17 protein-coding genes are annotated in these 16,313 nt (G+C 38.3%); 14 read left to right on the top strand and 3 right to left on the bottom strand.

All coding sequences use genetic code 11. The annotated features are described in order from the left end of the window. Positions 1-6: 6 nt before the first annotated feature. From R0K30_RS17840 to R0K30_RS17815, 6 genes are all read left to right on the top strand, one after another. Positions 7-2,406 carry a CD3337/EF1877 family mobilome membrane protein gene (locus R0K30_RS17840; protein ID WP_410612044.1) on the top strand — a complete coding sequence of 800 codons (2,400 nt, stop codon included), beginning with the start codon at positions 7-9 and terminating at the stop codon, positions 2,404-2,406. 53 nt (positions 2,407-2,459) lie between these two features. Further along, positions 2,460-3,380, top strand: coding sequence for a bifunctional lytic transglycosylase/C40 family peptidase (locus tag R0K30_RS17835; RefSeq protein WP_410612109.1), 921 nt, complete (start codon positions 2,460-2,462; stop codon positions 3,378-3,380). A gap of 9 nt (positions 3,381-3,389) precedes the next feature. Continuing rightward, entirely contained in the window at positions 3,390-3,890 is a 501-nt protein-coding gene (locus R0K30_RS17830) for a hypothetical protein (protein ID WP_410612042.1), read from the top strand. A 138-nt stretch (positions 3,891-4,028) separates the two neighbouring features. Then, positions 4,029-5,204, top strand: coding sequence for a response regulator aspartate phosphatase (locus R0K30_RS17825; protein ID WP_410612040.1), 1,176 nt, complete (start codon positions 4,029-4,031; stop codon positions 5,202-5,204). Positions 5,205-5,717: 513 nt separating this feature from the next. Beyond that, the gene (locus R0K30_RS17820; RefSeq protein WP_410612038.1) at positions 5,718-5,945 is read left to right on the top strand and encodes a DUF3951 domain-containing protein; all 228 of its coding nucleotides are present in this window, start codon (positions 5,718-5,720) and stop codon (positions 5,943-5,945) included. Between the two features lie 257 nt (positions 5,946-6,202). Continuing rightward, positions 6,203-6,406 carry a cold-shock protein gene (locus R0K30_RS17815; protein ID WP_003214229.1) on the top strand — a complete coding sequence of 68 codons (204 nt, stop codon included), beginning with the start codon at positions 6,203-6,205 and terminating at the stop codon, positions 6,404-6,406. A gap of 278 nt (positions 6,407-6,684) precedes the next feature. Here the strand turns inward: R0K30_RS17815 and R0K30_RS17810 are convergent, their stop codons facing one another. Together R0K30_RS17810 and R0K30_RS17805 are read right to left on the bottom strand one after the other, a co-directional pair. After that, positions 6,685-7,146: a CarD family transcriptional regulator gene (locus tag R0K30_RS17810; protein WP_099728400.1), complete on the bottom strand. Its 462-nt coding sequence runs from the start codon at positions 7,144-7,146 to the stop codon at positions 6,685-6,687. A gap of 368 nt (positions 7,147-7,514) precedes the next feature. Next, complete coding sequence (locus R0K30_RS17805) at positions 7,515-8,564, bottom strand: NAD(P)-dependent alcohol dehydrogenase (RefSeq protein WP_410612036.1); 1,050 nt, start codon at positions 8,562-8,564, stop codon at positions 7,515-7,517. Positions 8,565-8,770: 206 nt separating this feature from the next. On the opposite strand from R0K30_RS17805, the gene R0K30_RS17800 reads away from it, so the two are divergent. Next, a complete protein-coding gene (locus tag R0K30_RS17800) occupies positions 8,771-9,172 on the top strand; it encodes a MerR family transcriptional regulator (protein WP_099728398.1) in 402 nt (133 codons plus the stop codon). Positions 9,173-9,252: 80 nt separating this feature from the next. Here the strand turns inward: R0K30_RS17800 and bglS are convergent, their stop codons facing one another. After that, on the bottom strand, positions 9,253-9,981 hold the full coding sequence (bglS, locus tag R0K30_RS17795; protein WP_099728615.1) for a beta-glucanase: 729 nt from the start codon (positions 9,979-9,981) through the stop codon (positions 9,253-9,255). 271 nt (positions 9,982-10,252) lie between these two features. Between bglS and R0K30_RS17790 the strand changes: the two genes are divergently transcribed. The 7 genes from R0K30_RS17790 to R0K30_RS17760 all read left to right on the top strand — a co-directional run bounded on the left by R0K30_RS17790 (position 10,253) and on the right by R0K30_RS17760 (position 16,250). Beyond that, on the top strand, positions 10,253-10,825 hold the full coding sequence (locus tag R0K30_RS17790; protein WP_099728648.1) for a TetR/AcrR family transcriptional regulator: 573 nt from the start codon (positions 10,253-10,255) through the stop codon (positions 10,823-10,825). An 80-nt stretch (positions 10,826-10,905) separates the two neighbouring features. Continuing rightward, the gene (locus R0K30_RS17785; protein ID WP_256499334.1) at positions 10,906-12,345 is read left to right on the top strand and encodes a DHA2 family efflux MFS transporter permease subunit; all 1,440 of its coding nucleotides are present in this window, start codon (positions 10,906-10,908) and stop codon (positions 12,343-12,345) included. Between the two features lie 195 nt (positions 12,346-12,540). Beyond that, the gene (locus R0K30_RS17780; RefSeq protein WP_410612032.1) at positions 12,541-13,434 is read left to right on the top strand and encodes an alpha/beta hydrolase; all 894 of its coding nucleotides are present in this window, start codon (positions 12,541-12,543) and stop codon (positions 13,432-13,434) included. Between the two features lie 196 nt (positions 13,435-13,630). Next, positions 13,631-13,996 (top strand): MmcQ/YjbR family DNA-binding protein, encoded by a 366-nt coding sequence (locus tag R0K30_RS17775; RefSeq protein WP_367308386.1) that lies wholly within the window; start codon positions 13,631-13,633, stop codon positions 13,994-13,996. Between the two features lie 104 nt (positions 13,997-14,100). Continuing rightward, a complete protein-coding gene (locus R0K30_RS17770; RefSeq protein ID WP_410612029.1) occupies positions 14,101-14,862 on the top strand; it encodes an SDR family NAD(P)-dependent oxidoreductase in 762 nt (253 codons plus the stop codon). 105 nt (positions 14,863-14,967) lie between these two features. Further along, positions 14,968-15,732 carry a MerR family transcriptional regulator gene (locus R0K30_RS17765; RefSeq protein WP_410612027.1) on the top strand — a complete coding sequence of 255 codons (765 nt, stop codon included), beginning with the start codon at positions 14,968-14,970 and terminating at the stop codon, positions 15,730-15,732. Continuing rightward, positions 15,729-16,250, top strand: coding sequence for an alpha/beta hydrolase family protein (locus R0K30_RS17760; protein WP_410612024.1), 522 nt, complete (start codon positions 15,729-15,731; stop codon positions 16,248-16,250). The genes R0K30_RS17765 and R0K30_RS17760 overlap by 4 nt, the downstream gene beginning before the upstream one ends. The last annotated feature ends 63 nt before the right edge of the window (positions 16,251-16,313 follow it).

Genomic DNA, 16,313 nt, shown 5'->3' with positions numbered 1-16,313 from the left:
AGTCATGTGGAGCAACATGGCTTTTTTGTTTGCAGATCGGGGGCGATTCAAATAAAACGGAAAATAATAATGGTTTTCTCAGTCGTGGTTATTCTGTTAACTAGTGTTTTTTCATTTGCTTTAGCTGATGATAAAGAAGGTGATAAAACTGTAAAACCAAAAGTCGAAAAAGTTGGGGGAGTGGAGCTTGAAATAAGCCGTTTTCCACTTGAGCATTATCAAGCCCACAACCAAGCCGAAGATGGAATGATTAAAGGTGCAATTGTATCTTTGTCTAACACTATGTTAGCTGTGACACAAATCATAGTTCTTGTTGTTGACAAGGCAATGGATTTGTTTATGAGTGCGGAGCCAATTGATAACTTTAGTAGTGCTATCACAAACGTTTCCAAACAGATGTACAATGTCCTAAAAAAGAGTTTTGGAGAAATACTTTTTGTATTTATGATAGGCTTCGTAGTCTATCTATTTTTTATTAAGGGCAGTTTTAAAGAAGGTATGAGACGTTTTGCTTTATTTTTTGTTGTCATGGTTGTTTCGGCACTATGGGTGAACAAAGCTGGTTACTGGATTGAATCTTTGAATGCTTTATCAATTGAGGGGCAAGGAAAACTCATTACGGTTGGAAATAAATTGGTCGGTGCGTTTTCGGATAAAAGTGATTCCACTTTAAAAATGGATGATGTAAAAAAAGGTCAGGAAATTGAAGGGACAACGGCTGTTCTTAGGAATTTTTACTTTGATTCAGCTATGAAAAGCCCATATTTGGTGACCAATTATGGTACACCAAATGAAAAAACAATTTTGAAGAAGGGTGATGGTGAAGGTGGTCTTGATCGAATAGATACGCTGCTTTCTTTTAAGTTGACCAGTGAGGGGCAGCGAGCGAAAAAGGACTTTATAAACAAAAAAGAAGTAAAGGAATACAAGAATCAAAGTATTGCAGAGGGAAGTATTTACGTTCAGTTGGGATATTCATTTATAGGTTTGTTGGCTGCTATATCTCTGGGGATGCCATTCTTTCTAATTGCGTTTCTTAATTTCTTAATTCAAATTATCGTGCTCGCGATTGCTTTCTTTCTTCCTTTTGCCTTTATCCTGTCTTACGTTCCACAATTTGCATATAGTGGTTTCGTCTCTTTGGGAAGGATGTTCGCATTGTTTGTCTTGAAAGCCTTGCTGACTCTTGTGCTTGTGTTTGTTTATGCAATATGCGTCATTACACATAAAACTATCCCTCCAACGAATTTAGGGATGTATTTTCTCAATGTAGTAGCAATGTCGGTTATTTTGATCATTGCATTTTTAAAACGTGACAAGATAATCAATTTTGTCACGGCTGGTAAAGTGCAAAATGTGGACGCAAATTTATTAGAGAATACTAGAAAGGCAGTCGTTCAACCTTCATGGGAAGGAGCGAAAAAAGTTAGTAGTGGTATTGGTGAATGGAAAAAGAAACGAGATGCTAAAAAAGCTGCTGAAGAAAAGAAAAAGGCAGAAGAAGAGCAACAGTATTTAGCAGAAAGGCGAAGTGCTCCACAAAATCAATCAACTACTGGAAATCCTAAATTTGATAGGACTTCACAAAATAATTCTCTGAAAAATGATGCGTCTGCGAAAAAAGAAATAGAAAGAGGACGGCAGCTTGATGGCTCAAGTGTAGATACAAAAGCAGATGATTATAAGCCACCATTGTATGTGGCGGATGGAGAAGATGTGGAAAGAACAGATCAAAAAGAAACGGGTGCAAGTGCTTCTAATCTATTACCAAAAGTGGATATTGAAAGAAGCGAACAAGCGACTAAAGATCAACTTGCAGAGGAAAGTCGTAATAAGACAAATGTTTCTAATCAAACACCAAAAGTTGATATAGAACGAAGTGAACAAGCGACTAAAGATCAGTTGGCAGAAGAAAGTAACACCATGTCAAACGTTTCAAATCCAATGTCGAAAGTGGATGTAGAAAGAAGCGAACAAGCAACTAAAGATCAACTAGCAGAAGAAAGTAACAATAATTCAAGAGCATCTAGCAAAATACCAATTGTGGATGCTGAAAGAAGTGATCAAATTAAAGAACATATTGCCGAAGAAGAAAAGACCAATAGTCCGAAGAGTTCAACATCAGTTCATGAGGTTGATGTTGAAAGAAGTGATCAAGGTGTTTCTGAAAAAACGTTAACAGAGGAAAGTATCAGTAATCAAAAGCCTGTGAGTCCTGTTCCTACACAACCAAAAGAAAAAGTAAGTGCACCAGTTCCAAAAACTGAAAATGAAACCGTTAAGGCATCAGATGTTCAACCAAAAGTTAAAAGAGTTATTCAACAACAACCAAAACACGTAAAAATTGAATTAGATCAAATAGAGCGCCGTCAAAGCAAAAGTGATCGAGGAGGTAGTGGGTCATGAAAAAGCTATTGACGGCTTTTTTTACTTTTCTTCCAGTCGTATTTTTTGTGGGAATGCTGGTTGTTGTTGTGCTGATATTTGGGGGAAGTAACCAAAAAGTAGAAATTGGCGGTGGTGATGATGAGTACGTGACAAATGGCATTGCTCCCGAGATCGAAAGACTCCGCCATGTTTTCGAGAAGTATGCAAGAAAGGAGGGGGTTTATGATCAATTGAATATCATCATGGCGCTAACAATGCAGGAGAGTGGTGGGCGCTATCTTGATATTATGCAGTCAAGTGAATCAATAGGTTTGCCGCCTAATACGATAACTAATCCAGAATACTCGATACAGGTTGGTATAAAGCATTTTGCGGCTGTTTTTAAAAAGGCAGGGGGAGATGTGCGCCTTACATTACAGTCTTACAATTATGGTGGTGGATTTATTGACTTCGTAAAAAAACGTGGGGGGAAGTATACAAAAGCTCTTGCATTAGAATTTAGCAAATACCAATCCTTGAAATTAGGTTGGCGAAGCTACGGTGACCCTAATTATGTAGATCACGTATTTCGTTATCTAAAAGGCGGTGGCACTGTGAAGCCAGTCAACGGAGCAATGGAGGGATATGAGACTGTAATGAATGAAGCTCTTAAATATGAAGGCAATCCATATCAATGGGCTGGTTCAACTCCTAAAACGGGTTTTGACTGTTCTGGACTTGTGCAATGGGCTTACAGAAAAGCGGGAATTTCATTGCCTAGAACGGCACAAGAACAATACGGTGCAACAAAAAAGATTGCTGAAAGTCAGGCAGTACCAGGAGACTTAGTCTTCTTCACAGGTACGTATCAAGGTAAATTTATCACCCACGTGGGAATTTATGTAGGAGATGGAAGAATGTATAATAGTAATGACAGTGGCGTCCAATACTCTGATCTTAAAAAAGGATATTGGCGTGATCACTTGGTGTCGTTTGGCAGAATAAAAAATTAGGGGGATTTTATGAAAAAAGTATTCTGGGTATTGGGTGGTATGATTTTGATTTTAGGGATTACGAGTTATTACATGACATACAACAAGTTAAGCGCTGAAAAAAATCAAGCTATTAAAGACCGCCAAAGAGTGGAGAATCAAATGAGCCAGTTGAAAGAATCAGAAGCTGCTAAAGTGAATCAGAAATTTTTTGAAGCGTTCTTTCAATATGAAGATGCTGATGATCGAGAAAATGCAGTTAGAAAGCTAGCAACCGATAAGGCTATGAGTTATGCGTTTCCTTCAAAGAGTCCTGAAAAACATAGTGTAACAATGCAGGGAGATTTGTTATCTCTCGAAAGCTATTCAAAGAAGGTAGATGAAGACAGGGAGCTTTATTTGAATGAAGCAAAAATTGCGCTTACTGTGAATGCTGTGACAACTAAACAGGAGTTGATTATTCAAACAGAATTGAAAAAAGATAAAGATGGATGGGTTGTTGATAATGTTCAGGTGAAAGGAAGTAATTAATATATTTTGCATAAATGAGAACATAAAAATTTTTACTTAAAATTTCATTTATGTAACTAAGTACCCTTTTGGTGAATTCAATTATTTGTCATAATTCCTTTAATAACAGAAAATTCATTTATTTTAGGGGGGGATTGCTTGATTTCTAGCAAAATTCCATATGATTTAGTGTCTACACGTTTAAATTTTTGGTATACAGCGATAAAAAACAATTTAATTAATGAAGCTGAGCAACTTAAAAGAGAAGTTGAACAGTTGATAATGAAAATGGAAGAAAATCAAGATATATTGCTTTATTATCAATTGTTGGACTTTAGACATGAATTAATGCTTTCTTATATGAATGCGAAGGGTTTAAATGAAGTTGATGAAATACTTGAGCAATTGCGGCAAAATGAAGGAAATCTAACAGGTATGCTTGAATACTATTTTTTCTTTTTTATGGGAATGTATGAATTTAGACGTAAAGAGTTAGTTGCGGCAATAACTTCATATAGAAGAGCGGAAAAATCTTTGGAATATGTAGATGATGAAATAGAACATGCCGAATTTTATTATAAAATGGCTGAGATTTATTATTATATGAAACAAACTTATATCTCATTGGAGTATGTTAAAAGAGCGATTTACATCTATAATAAGTATGATAATTATATTGATCGTGTTTTACGTTGTAAGTATGTGATCGCAGGCAATTTAATTGATTCTTTGAATTACAAAGGTGCTTTAGAAAGGTTTAAAGAAACATTAAAAATTTCGCAAGATGCAGGAAGGCAGCTCCATATCGCGACATCAAAGTTGAACATTGGAATCTGTTATAACCATATGGGAGAGTATGAGGAAGCCAGCCGTTCTTTATTAGATGCATATGAATATTTTAAGAAAGAAAACCATAATTGTATCGAAAAGACATTGTTTAATTTGGCTCATGTTCAAGCTAAGAAAGGGAATATTAAGTCTGCGAAGGTTTATTATGAAAAAGGTTATGCAGTTGCATTAGAGAGGGGAAATTCAGAATATATTATAAAATTGGATTTGTTAAAAGCTCTATATTTGACAGATGGGTGCTATAATTTAATTGATGAGTCATTCGATTTCTTCTTAGCACGTAAAATGTATGGAGATATTGAGGAATTTGCTTTTGAAGTTGCTGAAGTTTTTCGTAAGAATGGAGATTTAGAGAGGTCTGCCAAGTATTATAGGGAAGTTATCTTTGCTAAAAATCAAATTCAAAAAGGAGACATGATTAGTGAAACTCAAATTGGGAATCTTATCGCTGGTAGTGGTAATGAGCTTAGGAGCAATATGGGTTAGTAATGTAGAGAAATCACCTTTAACTGGGGAGTTTATTGTAGCGGATAGGGTTGAGACATGAGTGAGTTTTAAATAACGTGAAAACATACTCCATTTTTACTCCAAAAGACATAAGAAATAACGATATTTCGTGTAATTGATGTAAAGGGGTGTAGTGGGAATAGGCTTTCGTAAGCCGTAATATGTTTCCACTTTATTGAGGGCCTAGTGGGTGAATAACCCGTGGAGGTTCAAGTCCTCTCGGCCGCATCAATGATACCAAGGGTTGTAGACCTTTGGTGTTTTTATTTATTTATAGTATTTCACGTAAATGCCAAAAACGTGCCCACTTACTTTGTATAAGTGGGCTTTTTTTGTTTGGAAAAGGTTTTGAGATTTTGAAAGGGGATGTAGTTATTGTTTCTAACATTGCTATAGTTTAGACTTGAGGAGAATAAATAATAAGCATACCTTCTATCGCAAGAAAAATTACCAATAAAACATAAATTTATATTTTTTGAAAGGAGAGATAAAATGCTTATTATAAGCGGAATACTTCTTTCTTTTATGTTATTAAAAGTTATTTTATTAATTGTGATCCTTTTTAAACGAATGATTTTAGGAAAAAGAATAGGTATTCACTATACTCCCTTTGACAATATAACTGGAAACACAAGTATTGAATTTCATGAAGAGCAAAATGAAGAAGAAAATGAAGGCGGTCAAGGTGATGATAAGGATAAAAATAAAGATAAAGATTGAAAAATTCTAGTCCCACACTAAAAAATTAAGTTATGCCTTGGGGCATTCGAGCATTCCGTCTTGAGCTATCAAGGTACATGGCTCTACATATGCCAAACGAAAACAATTTTGCAATTATTTCCGAATCATGCTATAATAAGATTAATTATTTTTGTTCGGCGTAAAGGATAGCATGAAGAAAGACTTTTCGTCTTGAGGATACTTTGGGCAAGGATAGTATAATACATTGTGTGATAACGCACTAGGAGGCAACAAACATGGAACAAGGTACAGTAAAATGGTTTAACGCAGAAAAAGGTTTTGGATTTATCGAACGTGAAGAAGGAGACGATGTATTTGTACACTTCTCTGCTATCCAAGGTGACGGATTCAAATCTTTAGACGAAGGTCAAAAAGTAACATTTGACGTTGAGCAAGGTTCTCGTGGAGCTCAAGCTGCTAACGTTCAAAAAACTGCTTAATCTTCATTTAATAAAAACAGGTTCTCTATAGAGGGCCTGTTTTTTTATGCTTTCTCTTATTTCTTCAATAAAAAACCCTACTCAGCGTGCCGAGTAGGGAGATGTTACAAGGTAATCGTAAAAAATTCATGCTTCAAAGGTTTATCAACAGTATAGCATAATAGATTGACAAAATGCGGAATTTGCCTAAATAATTTCTTTTTCTTTACTGAGTTCAAAGAGAGGGAATTTGTTCGTATAGAAAATGTATTTGAAAATGGGGAAGAAGGTAGAGAATCTTAACAGAAACTGTTTATTTGTTTTTCAGTAATTCCTTTGATAACTTCAAGTTCACTAAGCAAATACTCATAAGCATTGTCAAGCATTTTCTTTTCGCTTGCATTCAGTGCTTTTTCTTTCTTCATTCGCATGAGGTCACGTACAACTTCAACGCCTTCTTGTATGTCGCCCGTTTTTATTTTGTTCGTGTTGATTTTATATCTTTCTTTCCACGGCAATAATTTATCTGATTTTCCATTCTGAAAAATGTGTATAATGTTCTTTAATGCAAGTACATCTGTAACTGGTCTTATACTTGACCCCGACATTTTCCTCGTTGGAATCATCACTTTCATATGGCTAATTGACATTTTAATGACATAATACTGTTGTTTTTCATCAGAGAATTCCTTTTCTTCTATGGCTTCAATTATACCTGCTCCATGCATTGGATACACAATGTTATCACCAATTTGAAACATATCATCCACCTCCATATTAAGTACCTACTTTAAGGATACCACAAATCGATGTAAAATAATCAAATTTATAATAATAACATGATTATTTATTTGATGTCAATATTTTTGAGTCGAATTTTGAGAAAATCATTTATTTATTCCACCACTACTCATATATGGTTTTTTAACGTGATCAGTAAACTGGCACAGCCTAAAGCAATCACTACTTTTTTGTATCTCGTATGAAAGGAAATCCTAACATCACGAAAACGGCGATAATCAATAAACAATTTAAACAGGATATCCACATCTTCATGAGGACATCGTGATAAATGGTTGAAAGCTCAAAAGACTAGCCAAAGAGGCTAGCCTTTCAAAATAAAATCCGATCATAAGGTTGAAATATCAATGACAAAGCGGTAACGGACATCACTTTTGAGTACGCGTTCGTAGGCTTCATCGACTTGATTTGTGTTGATCACTTCAATTTGTGGCGCAATGTTGTGAGCAGCTGCGAAATCAAGCATTTCTTGAGTCTCCTGAATGCCGCCAACGAGTGATCCGGCCATGCTGCGGCGACCGGTGATTAATGAAAAGACGTGGAATTGATCTGGCTCAGGTGGTGCACCAACGTTCACCAAGGTTCCGTCCACACGAAGTAAGGACAAATAGGCGTCCACGTTGATATTGGCAGAGACCGTATTTAGAATGAGATCATATTGACCGGATAGTGTTTTAAATGTATCAGGATCACTTGTGGCAAAATAGTCCTTTGCGCCAAATGACAGTGCCTCTTCTTTTTTATTCAAAGAGCGGCTCAACACAGTGACCTCAGCGCCAAGTGCGCGTGCGAATTGAATTCCCACATGGCCTAGTCCGCCCATCCCGACAATGGCGACCTTTTTACCAGGCCCTACATTCCAGTGCTTTAATGGCGAATACGTTGTGATTCCAGCACAGAGAAGAGGACTTGCCACATCAAGGGATAGTTGGTCAGGAATGCTGACGACAAATCGTTCTGTCACGACAATCTTTTGACTGTAGCCGCCATAAGTCGGTTCTCCATCATAATCAAGGTTATTATAGGTTTGAATGACTCCTTTCATGCAATATTGTTCATCTCCATTTTGGCAATATTCACATGTGCCGCAGGAATCTACAAAACAACCGACTCCTACACGATCTCCAATTTTAAACCTCGTGACAGCATCACCTACAGCTGCAACGACCCCAGTGATCTCATGCCCTGGAACCATTGGGAAAATGCCGCCTCCCCATTCGTCGAATGCACTGTGGATATCTGAATGACAGATCCCGCTAAATTGAATATCAATTAAAATATCATGTGGACGAAGGGCTCTTCGTTCAATGGTTGTCCGTTCAAAGTTCGCTTTTGCATGTGAAACACTTAAAACGTGTGATTGGTGCGTCTGACACATTCTTGATCATCCTTTCAAAAGTGAAATTCGTTTCTTCCCCTATACTGTACGTCTTAAAGTGAACTCTAAGTCAAGATGGAATTCACCGGTGTAACGAATTCATCCTTAATATTAATTGAGCCAAAAGCATCTTGTTTTCTCTATCAAAATGGAGATGATGAGGAAAGGGAGAGTTGATAAGGTGAAAGAAGAGAAGGGTGAAAACAATGAAAATAGCACAAGCCGCAAAACAGCTGGAATTGTCCACTGCGACGCTCAGGTACTATGAGAACATTGGTTTAATAAGACCAATCAGACGTGATGAGAACGGTATTCGTGATTATACGGAGGAGGATATTCAATGGATTGAATTTATTAAATGTATGAGAAATGCAGGTCTTTCAATCGATGCGCTCAGAGAATATACGGCTTTATTTATTGAGGGAGATGATCATACATTGTCTTTACGGAAAAGCATTTTGGTTAATGAACGAGAAAGACTCTTAGAAAAACATAAGGAAATGGAAGAGACGATTAAACGATTAGATTTCAAAATAGAAAGTTATGAAGATATTATCCACAGTTATGAAAAAAAGCTGGTTCATCAACTCAAAACCAGTTCTATTTAAATGCATAGCCATCTTTATTCCATTCACGCCTGCAAAGAGATGAAAAAAACCTGTGACATGTCACAGGTTTTATGATGAGGTTATTTTTTTGTGTAACGCACCCAGTTATAATGTGCGTGGAGCGGTGTAACGCCATTGTAGGAGCCGAGCCATTCATCGACACCTGCACCATTCCACAGGTTCATCATAATTTTTCCTGGTGTTTGAGGAATTTGAGTGGTGGCGGTATGTTTTAATTGTCCATCGACATACCATTTAATTGAGTTTGGCTGCCAGTCGAATGCATAGGTGTGATAAGCATTTGCTGCATCAAAACCAAGGTTGACGATTTTTTCATGATTTCCTACACCATTGGTATAGTAGTTGAATTGTACCTTTGTGGTATCTTTTCCTAGAAATTCGATGTCAATCTCATCCCAAGGCGTACCATCAGTTGGACCCGTATAAGTAAAGAACGAAGAAACGATCCCTACATTTTTTGCTGGTTTCATGCTGACTTCATAAAGCCCATAGCCGTATGTTTGAATGGAGCGGTTTTCCCCGCAGTCAAACTTGTTATAGGAAGGACTTGTGAGCGATAAACGCATTTCACCTAATGACGTCATGGAGACATTATTGGCACGCCATGTACAGTTAAACATGTTTCCATTCGAGTACCCATCGGCTTTTTGCCATAACCCTGTATTATAGTTGTTAAAAGGTTCATAAAACGATCCACCGGTTTGTGCTGAGGCAGCAGTAAATGTGGATAAACTCATAAATAATCCAGTGACAAGAAGCAGCAACATTCGTTTCACACGGTAAGGCATGTAGACATTCCCCTCTCCTTTTTTTGAAAGCGTTTTCTTTATTGATAATACATGATTCTCTCAAAATGGAAAATCGGTCTAAATAATGATAAACAGCAATTTTCATTTAATAGAATAGAGAGAAGGATCATGAGTAAAAAATAATGATTGACAAAGCGGACAGTTGTCCGTAAGATAATATCGTGACAATTGTCCTAACAACCTAAAGAGTCTTAATTTGAAACATATAGAGATGTGTGCAATGTGGATGAAGGTAAAGAAGGTGAGCATCATGGAAAAGGATATTGGGAAGGAAATTGAAGAGGTCGCTTTTTCCTTGTTTCAAGAGTTTGGCGTAGAAAATGTCAGCATGCATAAAATTGCGAAAACCGCTGGTGTTGGGCAAGGGACACTTTACCGCCGCTATGCAAATAAAAGTGATTTGTGTCTTTCTATACTTGGAGAGAAGTTTGAACGACTGATCCCTGCTTTGCATCTTTACTTGAGCAAAATAAGTGATCAACCTGTTCGAGATCGTTTACGTTATGTTCTCGAGGAGATCCATCTCATAGTCGGGCACCATTTAGACTGGATTCGGATGCTCACGATTTCTGGAAATTTAGAGCAGACAAGTAAAGTATATGATTGTCATTACAGTCAATCGCTTAAACAAATCATTCGTGATTTGCTGAAGGAAGCGAAAGAAAAAGGAGAAGCGAACATACAGGATATTGAGCTGACGACATTATGTATGTCCTCTCCAATGACGCCTGAACTCATGTTTTATATTCATGAATCTGGCTATTCAATCGAAGAAATTGCTCAATTCGCTGCAGAAAGACAAGTTTTATCCGTCTTTCAATAGACATTGAAGTGGCTCATTTCTGACCAGCCTGACTTCCTATGGTTCATCTAAACTGAAAAAAGAAAAGGAGCCAACTTAATATGAACAAACAGCAAGCAGTAGCTTCTGATATTAGAACGCTGCCCATTATTATCTCATTTATTACAGCTGGATTTATTGGTCTGTTCAGTGAAACGGCACTAAACATGGCACTGAGAAGTTTAACGTTAGACTTTGGAATTGAAGCGACGACCGCTCAGTGGCTGACAACAGGATATTTATTAACACTGGGTATTCTCGTACCGATTTCAGGACTAATTCTTCAATGGTTTACAACAAGACAGCTTTTCATTACTTCGTTGATATTTTCAATCATCGGAACATTTATTGCTGCGGTTGCGCCAGTCTTTAGTATTTTAATGGTTGCACGTGTCGTGCAGGCAGTTGGAACCGCATTGCTTCTTCCATTGATGTTTAATACGATATTGGTGATCATTCCGCCTCATAAACGAGGCAGATCCATGGGGATTATTGGCCTTGTGATCATGTTTGCACCAGCAGTCGGTCCAACGGTCTCCGGTCTTATTCTTAAATCGTTGACATGGCATTGGATTTTTTGGATTTCGCTTCCATTATTAATAGCTGCACTGGTATTTGGTTATATCTTTATGCAAAATATTACGGAACCAACTAGACCGAAAATCGACATTCTATCGATCGTGCTTTCAACTATTGGTTTCGGTGGAATTGTGTATGGCTTTAGTAGTGCCGGTGAAGGCGGCGGCTGGAGCAGCATGCATGTCATCGTGGCGATTGTTGTAGGTGTGATTAGTATTCTTGTGTTCTCCCTCAGACAGCTGAATATGAAAGAGCCGATGCTGAATTTAAGCCCATTTAAATATCCGATGTTTGTCATTGGGTTACTTCTGATCTTAGTGTGTATGATGGTGATGCTTTCTGCTATGATGATTTTGCCATTATATCTGCAAACATCCTTGGCCCTTTCAACATTTACAGCTGGTTTAATGCTGTTACCAGGTGGAATTATCAACGGACTCCTATCTCCAATCATGGGTGGTCTATTTGATAAGTTTGGACCGAAATGGCTTGTGATCCCAGGTCTTGTCATTGTCGCAGCGACGATGTTTGGCTTCACGAATTTAAGTGTGAATACATCGATTGGATATATTGTGACCCTTCATATTACGTTAATGGTAGGAATCGCTATGATCATGATGCCTGCACAAACAAACGGATTAAATCAGCTTCCACCAGAGCTTTACCCGCATGGCACAGCGATTATGAATACATTGCAGCAGGTGTCAGGAGCAATTGGTACTGCGGTCGGTATCTCTATCCTTTCATCAGGTGCCCGCAGCTTTATGAAAAATGTCGCTGATCCCGCAAATCCGGTGAATCAGCTGCTAGCCTTTACAAATGGCGTACAGCATGCATTTATCTTTGCTGTCATCATGACCGTCGTTGGCTTGGTCATCGCTTTCTTCATTAAACGAGTAAAGGTAGAACAGCAAGTATCTTAATGACATATGAAAAGCACTGAGGGCTTAGCGCCACAGTGCTTTTTTTAATTGGTGTATACTTGTTTCAAAGAGGATGAAAGTGGGGAGATAGATAAAAAGTGAACTGAATCAAATTTGTCTCTGATCAAGTGGAAGGTAAAAAAGAAAAGGTAACGAATGAATAGGAAGAAATGAATAAGATAGGAGACTGAGATCATGAACTTAGAAGAACAAATTAAAATCGCTGCGTCTTTACGTCAACCAACTGAAGGTTCATTACCGAGTCAATCGGAGCTGAAACCAGTCCATCCTCCTGAAGTGAACAAAATGGAATATGACATCCCAACATGTGCTGGCGAAACAAAGGTGTGGGTATTCAAACCTGTGAACACAGCGAAACAGCCGCTTCCTGTTTTTGTGAACTTACATGGCGGCGGATTTATTCTAGGCAGTGCTGAAATGGATAACCACTGGTGTCCTGTCATAGCAGACCGAGCACAATGTATCGTCGTCAATGTTGAGTATCAGCTTGCACCCGAAAATCCTTTCCCAGCCGCTCTTCATGAATGCTATGATGTGGTGAAATGGCTGTATGAACATCCTGATGAGCTTCAAATAGATCCCAATACATTAGCCATTGGCGGACATAGTGCAGGAGGGAACCTGGCAACAGCTGTTTGTCTGCTGAATATCCAAAAAGGGAACAAACTCCCGATTGTCTATCAAGTGCTTGATTATCCGCCGCTTGATTTAGCCACTGATCCAGAGCAAAAGCCAGCATTTGAAGAGGCGATTCCAGCTGAAATGGCGAAGCTCTTTAATACATTCTATGTACAAGAAGAAGATGCGCGCAATCCGCTCATTTCTCCTGTCTTTGCAGATAGATCATCCTTAGCACAAATGCCGCCGGCTCTTGTCATCACAGCTGAGAAGGATTCGTTAGCTGAAGAAGCCAAACAATATGCTGACAAGTTAAAAGAAGCGGGGGGAGATGTCACGTATCAGCAATTTAAAGGAGTTCCTCACGCCTTCACACATGCAGGGGATTTAGAAATTGCTGAACAGGCTTGGCATCTGATGAGTGATCAATTAAAGAAGGCGTTTGAATAAGAAATGAAGGTTGTAGCCTTTCTTTTCTGATATAGGACAAAGCACAGGCCCGCTTCCTCCTGTGCTTTTGTTGTTTCAATCGATCTTTTGCTGAAATCCTGAGAAAGAGATGTGGATGTAAAAAGGATCAGAAATCTATCCTCGTTTTCTATATAATATAAAGAAATGGCGATGTCTTAAAAAAGGAGCTAATTCAATGGAAAAAGAGAAACTACAGGTATTTTGTCTTTCTTTAAGTGGTGCAACCCATGATTATCAGCCGGAGTGGCAGGCAGATCGTTATCATATTGGTGGAAAGATGTTTGCTATGATGGGCGGAGATGCGAATCGAAAACCTGTCATCACTTTAAAATGTGACCCTCAACGTGCTGAAGAACTAAGAGAGGCGCATGAGGGGATTATTCCGGGCTATTATATGAATAAGACTCATTGGAATTCGATTTACCTTGATGCGGACATTCCATCTTCATTTGTAGAGGAGTTAATCGAACATTCCTACCAATTGGTTTTTCACAAATTAACAAAAAAATCTCAACATGACATCCTCCAACATGATGAATGAAGTGAGACAAGTTAATAAACCCTGTGATTCTCTTCAAAATTGACTAGAGCGAAGTGCTGTCGTTATAATTTAACCAGTTAGAAGACGTTAATAGGGGGATATAAATGAGCTATACAGTCATTACAGGAGCAAGTTCAGGTATTGGGTATGAGGCGGCGCTAGCCTTTGCAGCACGAGGCAAAAACCTTATTTTAGCTGCACGCCGGCTTGAGAAACTCCAAGAACTGAAGAAAGAGATTCTTGATCAATATCCCGATATCAAAGTAAACATACAGTCTGTCGATTTAACCGACATGGAGCAAGTGTATTCATTTTATGAATCATTGGCTGAATATGAGCTTGACACATTCATTAATAATGCAGGGTTCGGCCATTTTGGTTCAATAGGAGAACAGGATGTAAGAAAAATTGGAGATATGCTTCATCTGAATATCGAAGCCTTAACGATTTTATCCACTTTATTTGTTCGTGATTATGAGCAAGTAGAAGGGGCGCAGCTGATCAACATTTCCTCAAGAGCGGGCTATACAGTCGTCGGCAATGCCGTCACCTATTCGGCCACAAAGTTTTACGTGAGCGCCTTTACAGAAGGACTGGCACTAGAGTTGAAAGAAAAAGGAGCTAAGTTACAGGCGAAAATATTAGCACCTTCCGCGACGGAATCAGAATTTGCAAAGCGTTCATTAGATGTAGACCAATTTGAATATGAAGGCAATATCAAGAAATATCATACATCAAAAGAAATGGCAGCCTGTCTGCTCGAGCTTTATGATCATGAAAAAACAGTCGGTATTGTTGACGGCAAGACATTTTATTTTGAATTCAAAGATCCGATTTTTTCACATGCTGGTCCAAGTATGAAATAGAAATTACACATCACTGAGGGCAGATTTCCTCGGTGATTTTTTTATGGCATGATTGATTGTGTGGTAACCACATGGTTTAGAATGTGTACACAAGGAGGGAATCTAGTGACGTATGTAACAAGTGGAGAAGTATGTAAGCTATTAAACATCACAAAGTATACGCTTCGTCATTATATAGAACAGGATCTCGTACGCCCTGCGAAGGTCGCTCAAAATGGATACCAATTATTTAATGAAAAAGAGATTTACACCCTTTATCAAATCCTCTTCTTAAAAAAGGCGGGCTTCTCTTTAAAAGATATAAGCGAGACCTTTTCGAATGAACAAAGTATCACTCTGTCCTACCAAGAAATGCTGGGTCAGGTCGAGAAGCAAATACAGGAACTAAGCGAAGTGAAACAGCGTCTGGAGCATATGCTGTCGATTCAAAACAGCCTTCACTTTAATAAAACAACCATCCAAGATCGGCCAATTCGGTATTTAAAACAGATCCCGCATCATCTTCTAAAGGGTGAAACAGAGCTGGACTTTAAACAAATCGTTCATCAAAAGGAGCTGGATCTGTCTCTTTTTGAGGAGAGATATTATGTGATCAATCTGCAAGATGACACAACAATTTCTTATTATGTATCAAATGAACATGATTATGATGTGAGACTGGATGCAGGTTCATACGCGGTCAAAAGCTTTTTAGCCGGAGATGAAGAGAAGGTCATAGAAGAAATTGAGGCTTTTCTACATGAAGTACCTTTTACACAAGAGAGTGCACAACCTTCGTCTATCATCTTATATGAGAATGTACCAGTCTCTGTCAAGTACCAAAATTCAATGGTGTACACAGTTGAACAGGGAGCGGGGAATAGAAGATGAAAAAAAGGATTTGGCTGATCATCGCTACAGCGGCATTCATTTTTATTGCAGCATTTGTATTTTATGAAAACAGCTTTGCTATGAATGAAAAGGAAGTCGTCATGGAGACAGAAAATGGGGCATTATCAGGTATCGTGACCACGCCTAAGAAAGCGCCAATCAAAGGAGTTGTGCTTTTTGTACACGGGGATGGTCCACAAAATGCCACATATGACGGAGGATACAGACCCTTAATGGAACGCTTTGCAAAGCAAGGCTATGCGTCTATCTCCTGGAATAAGCCCGGGGTGGGTCAATCAGAAGGAAACTGGCTCCATCAATCCATGGAGGATCGTGCAAAAGAAGTAGACAATGTGATCAAATGGGCGAAAAAAGAGCCTGATCTTCAATCAAAACAAATCATCTTATGGGGAGCAAGCCAAGCGGGCTGGGTGATCCCAAAAGTAATGGCAGATCGAACAGATATCACAGCCTCCGTCCTATACACTTCAAACATTAAAAGAAGCGGATGCATCTAAAGAACAAATTCAAAAAACACTCAAAAAAGAAGATGAGCAAAACAAATTATTAGTAGAAGGCGC

This window comes from Bacillus sp. SIMBA_154 (assembly GCF_046536015.1).
GTDB classification, from domain to species: domain Bacteria; phylum Bacillota; class Bacilli; order Bacillales; family Bacillaceae; genus Bacillus; species Bacillus pumilus_P.
This window is presented reverse-complemented; position numbering and strand designations above follow the sequence as displayed.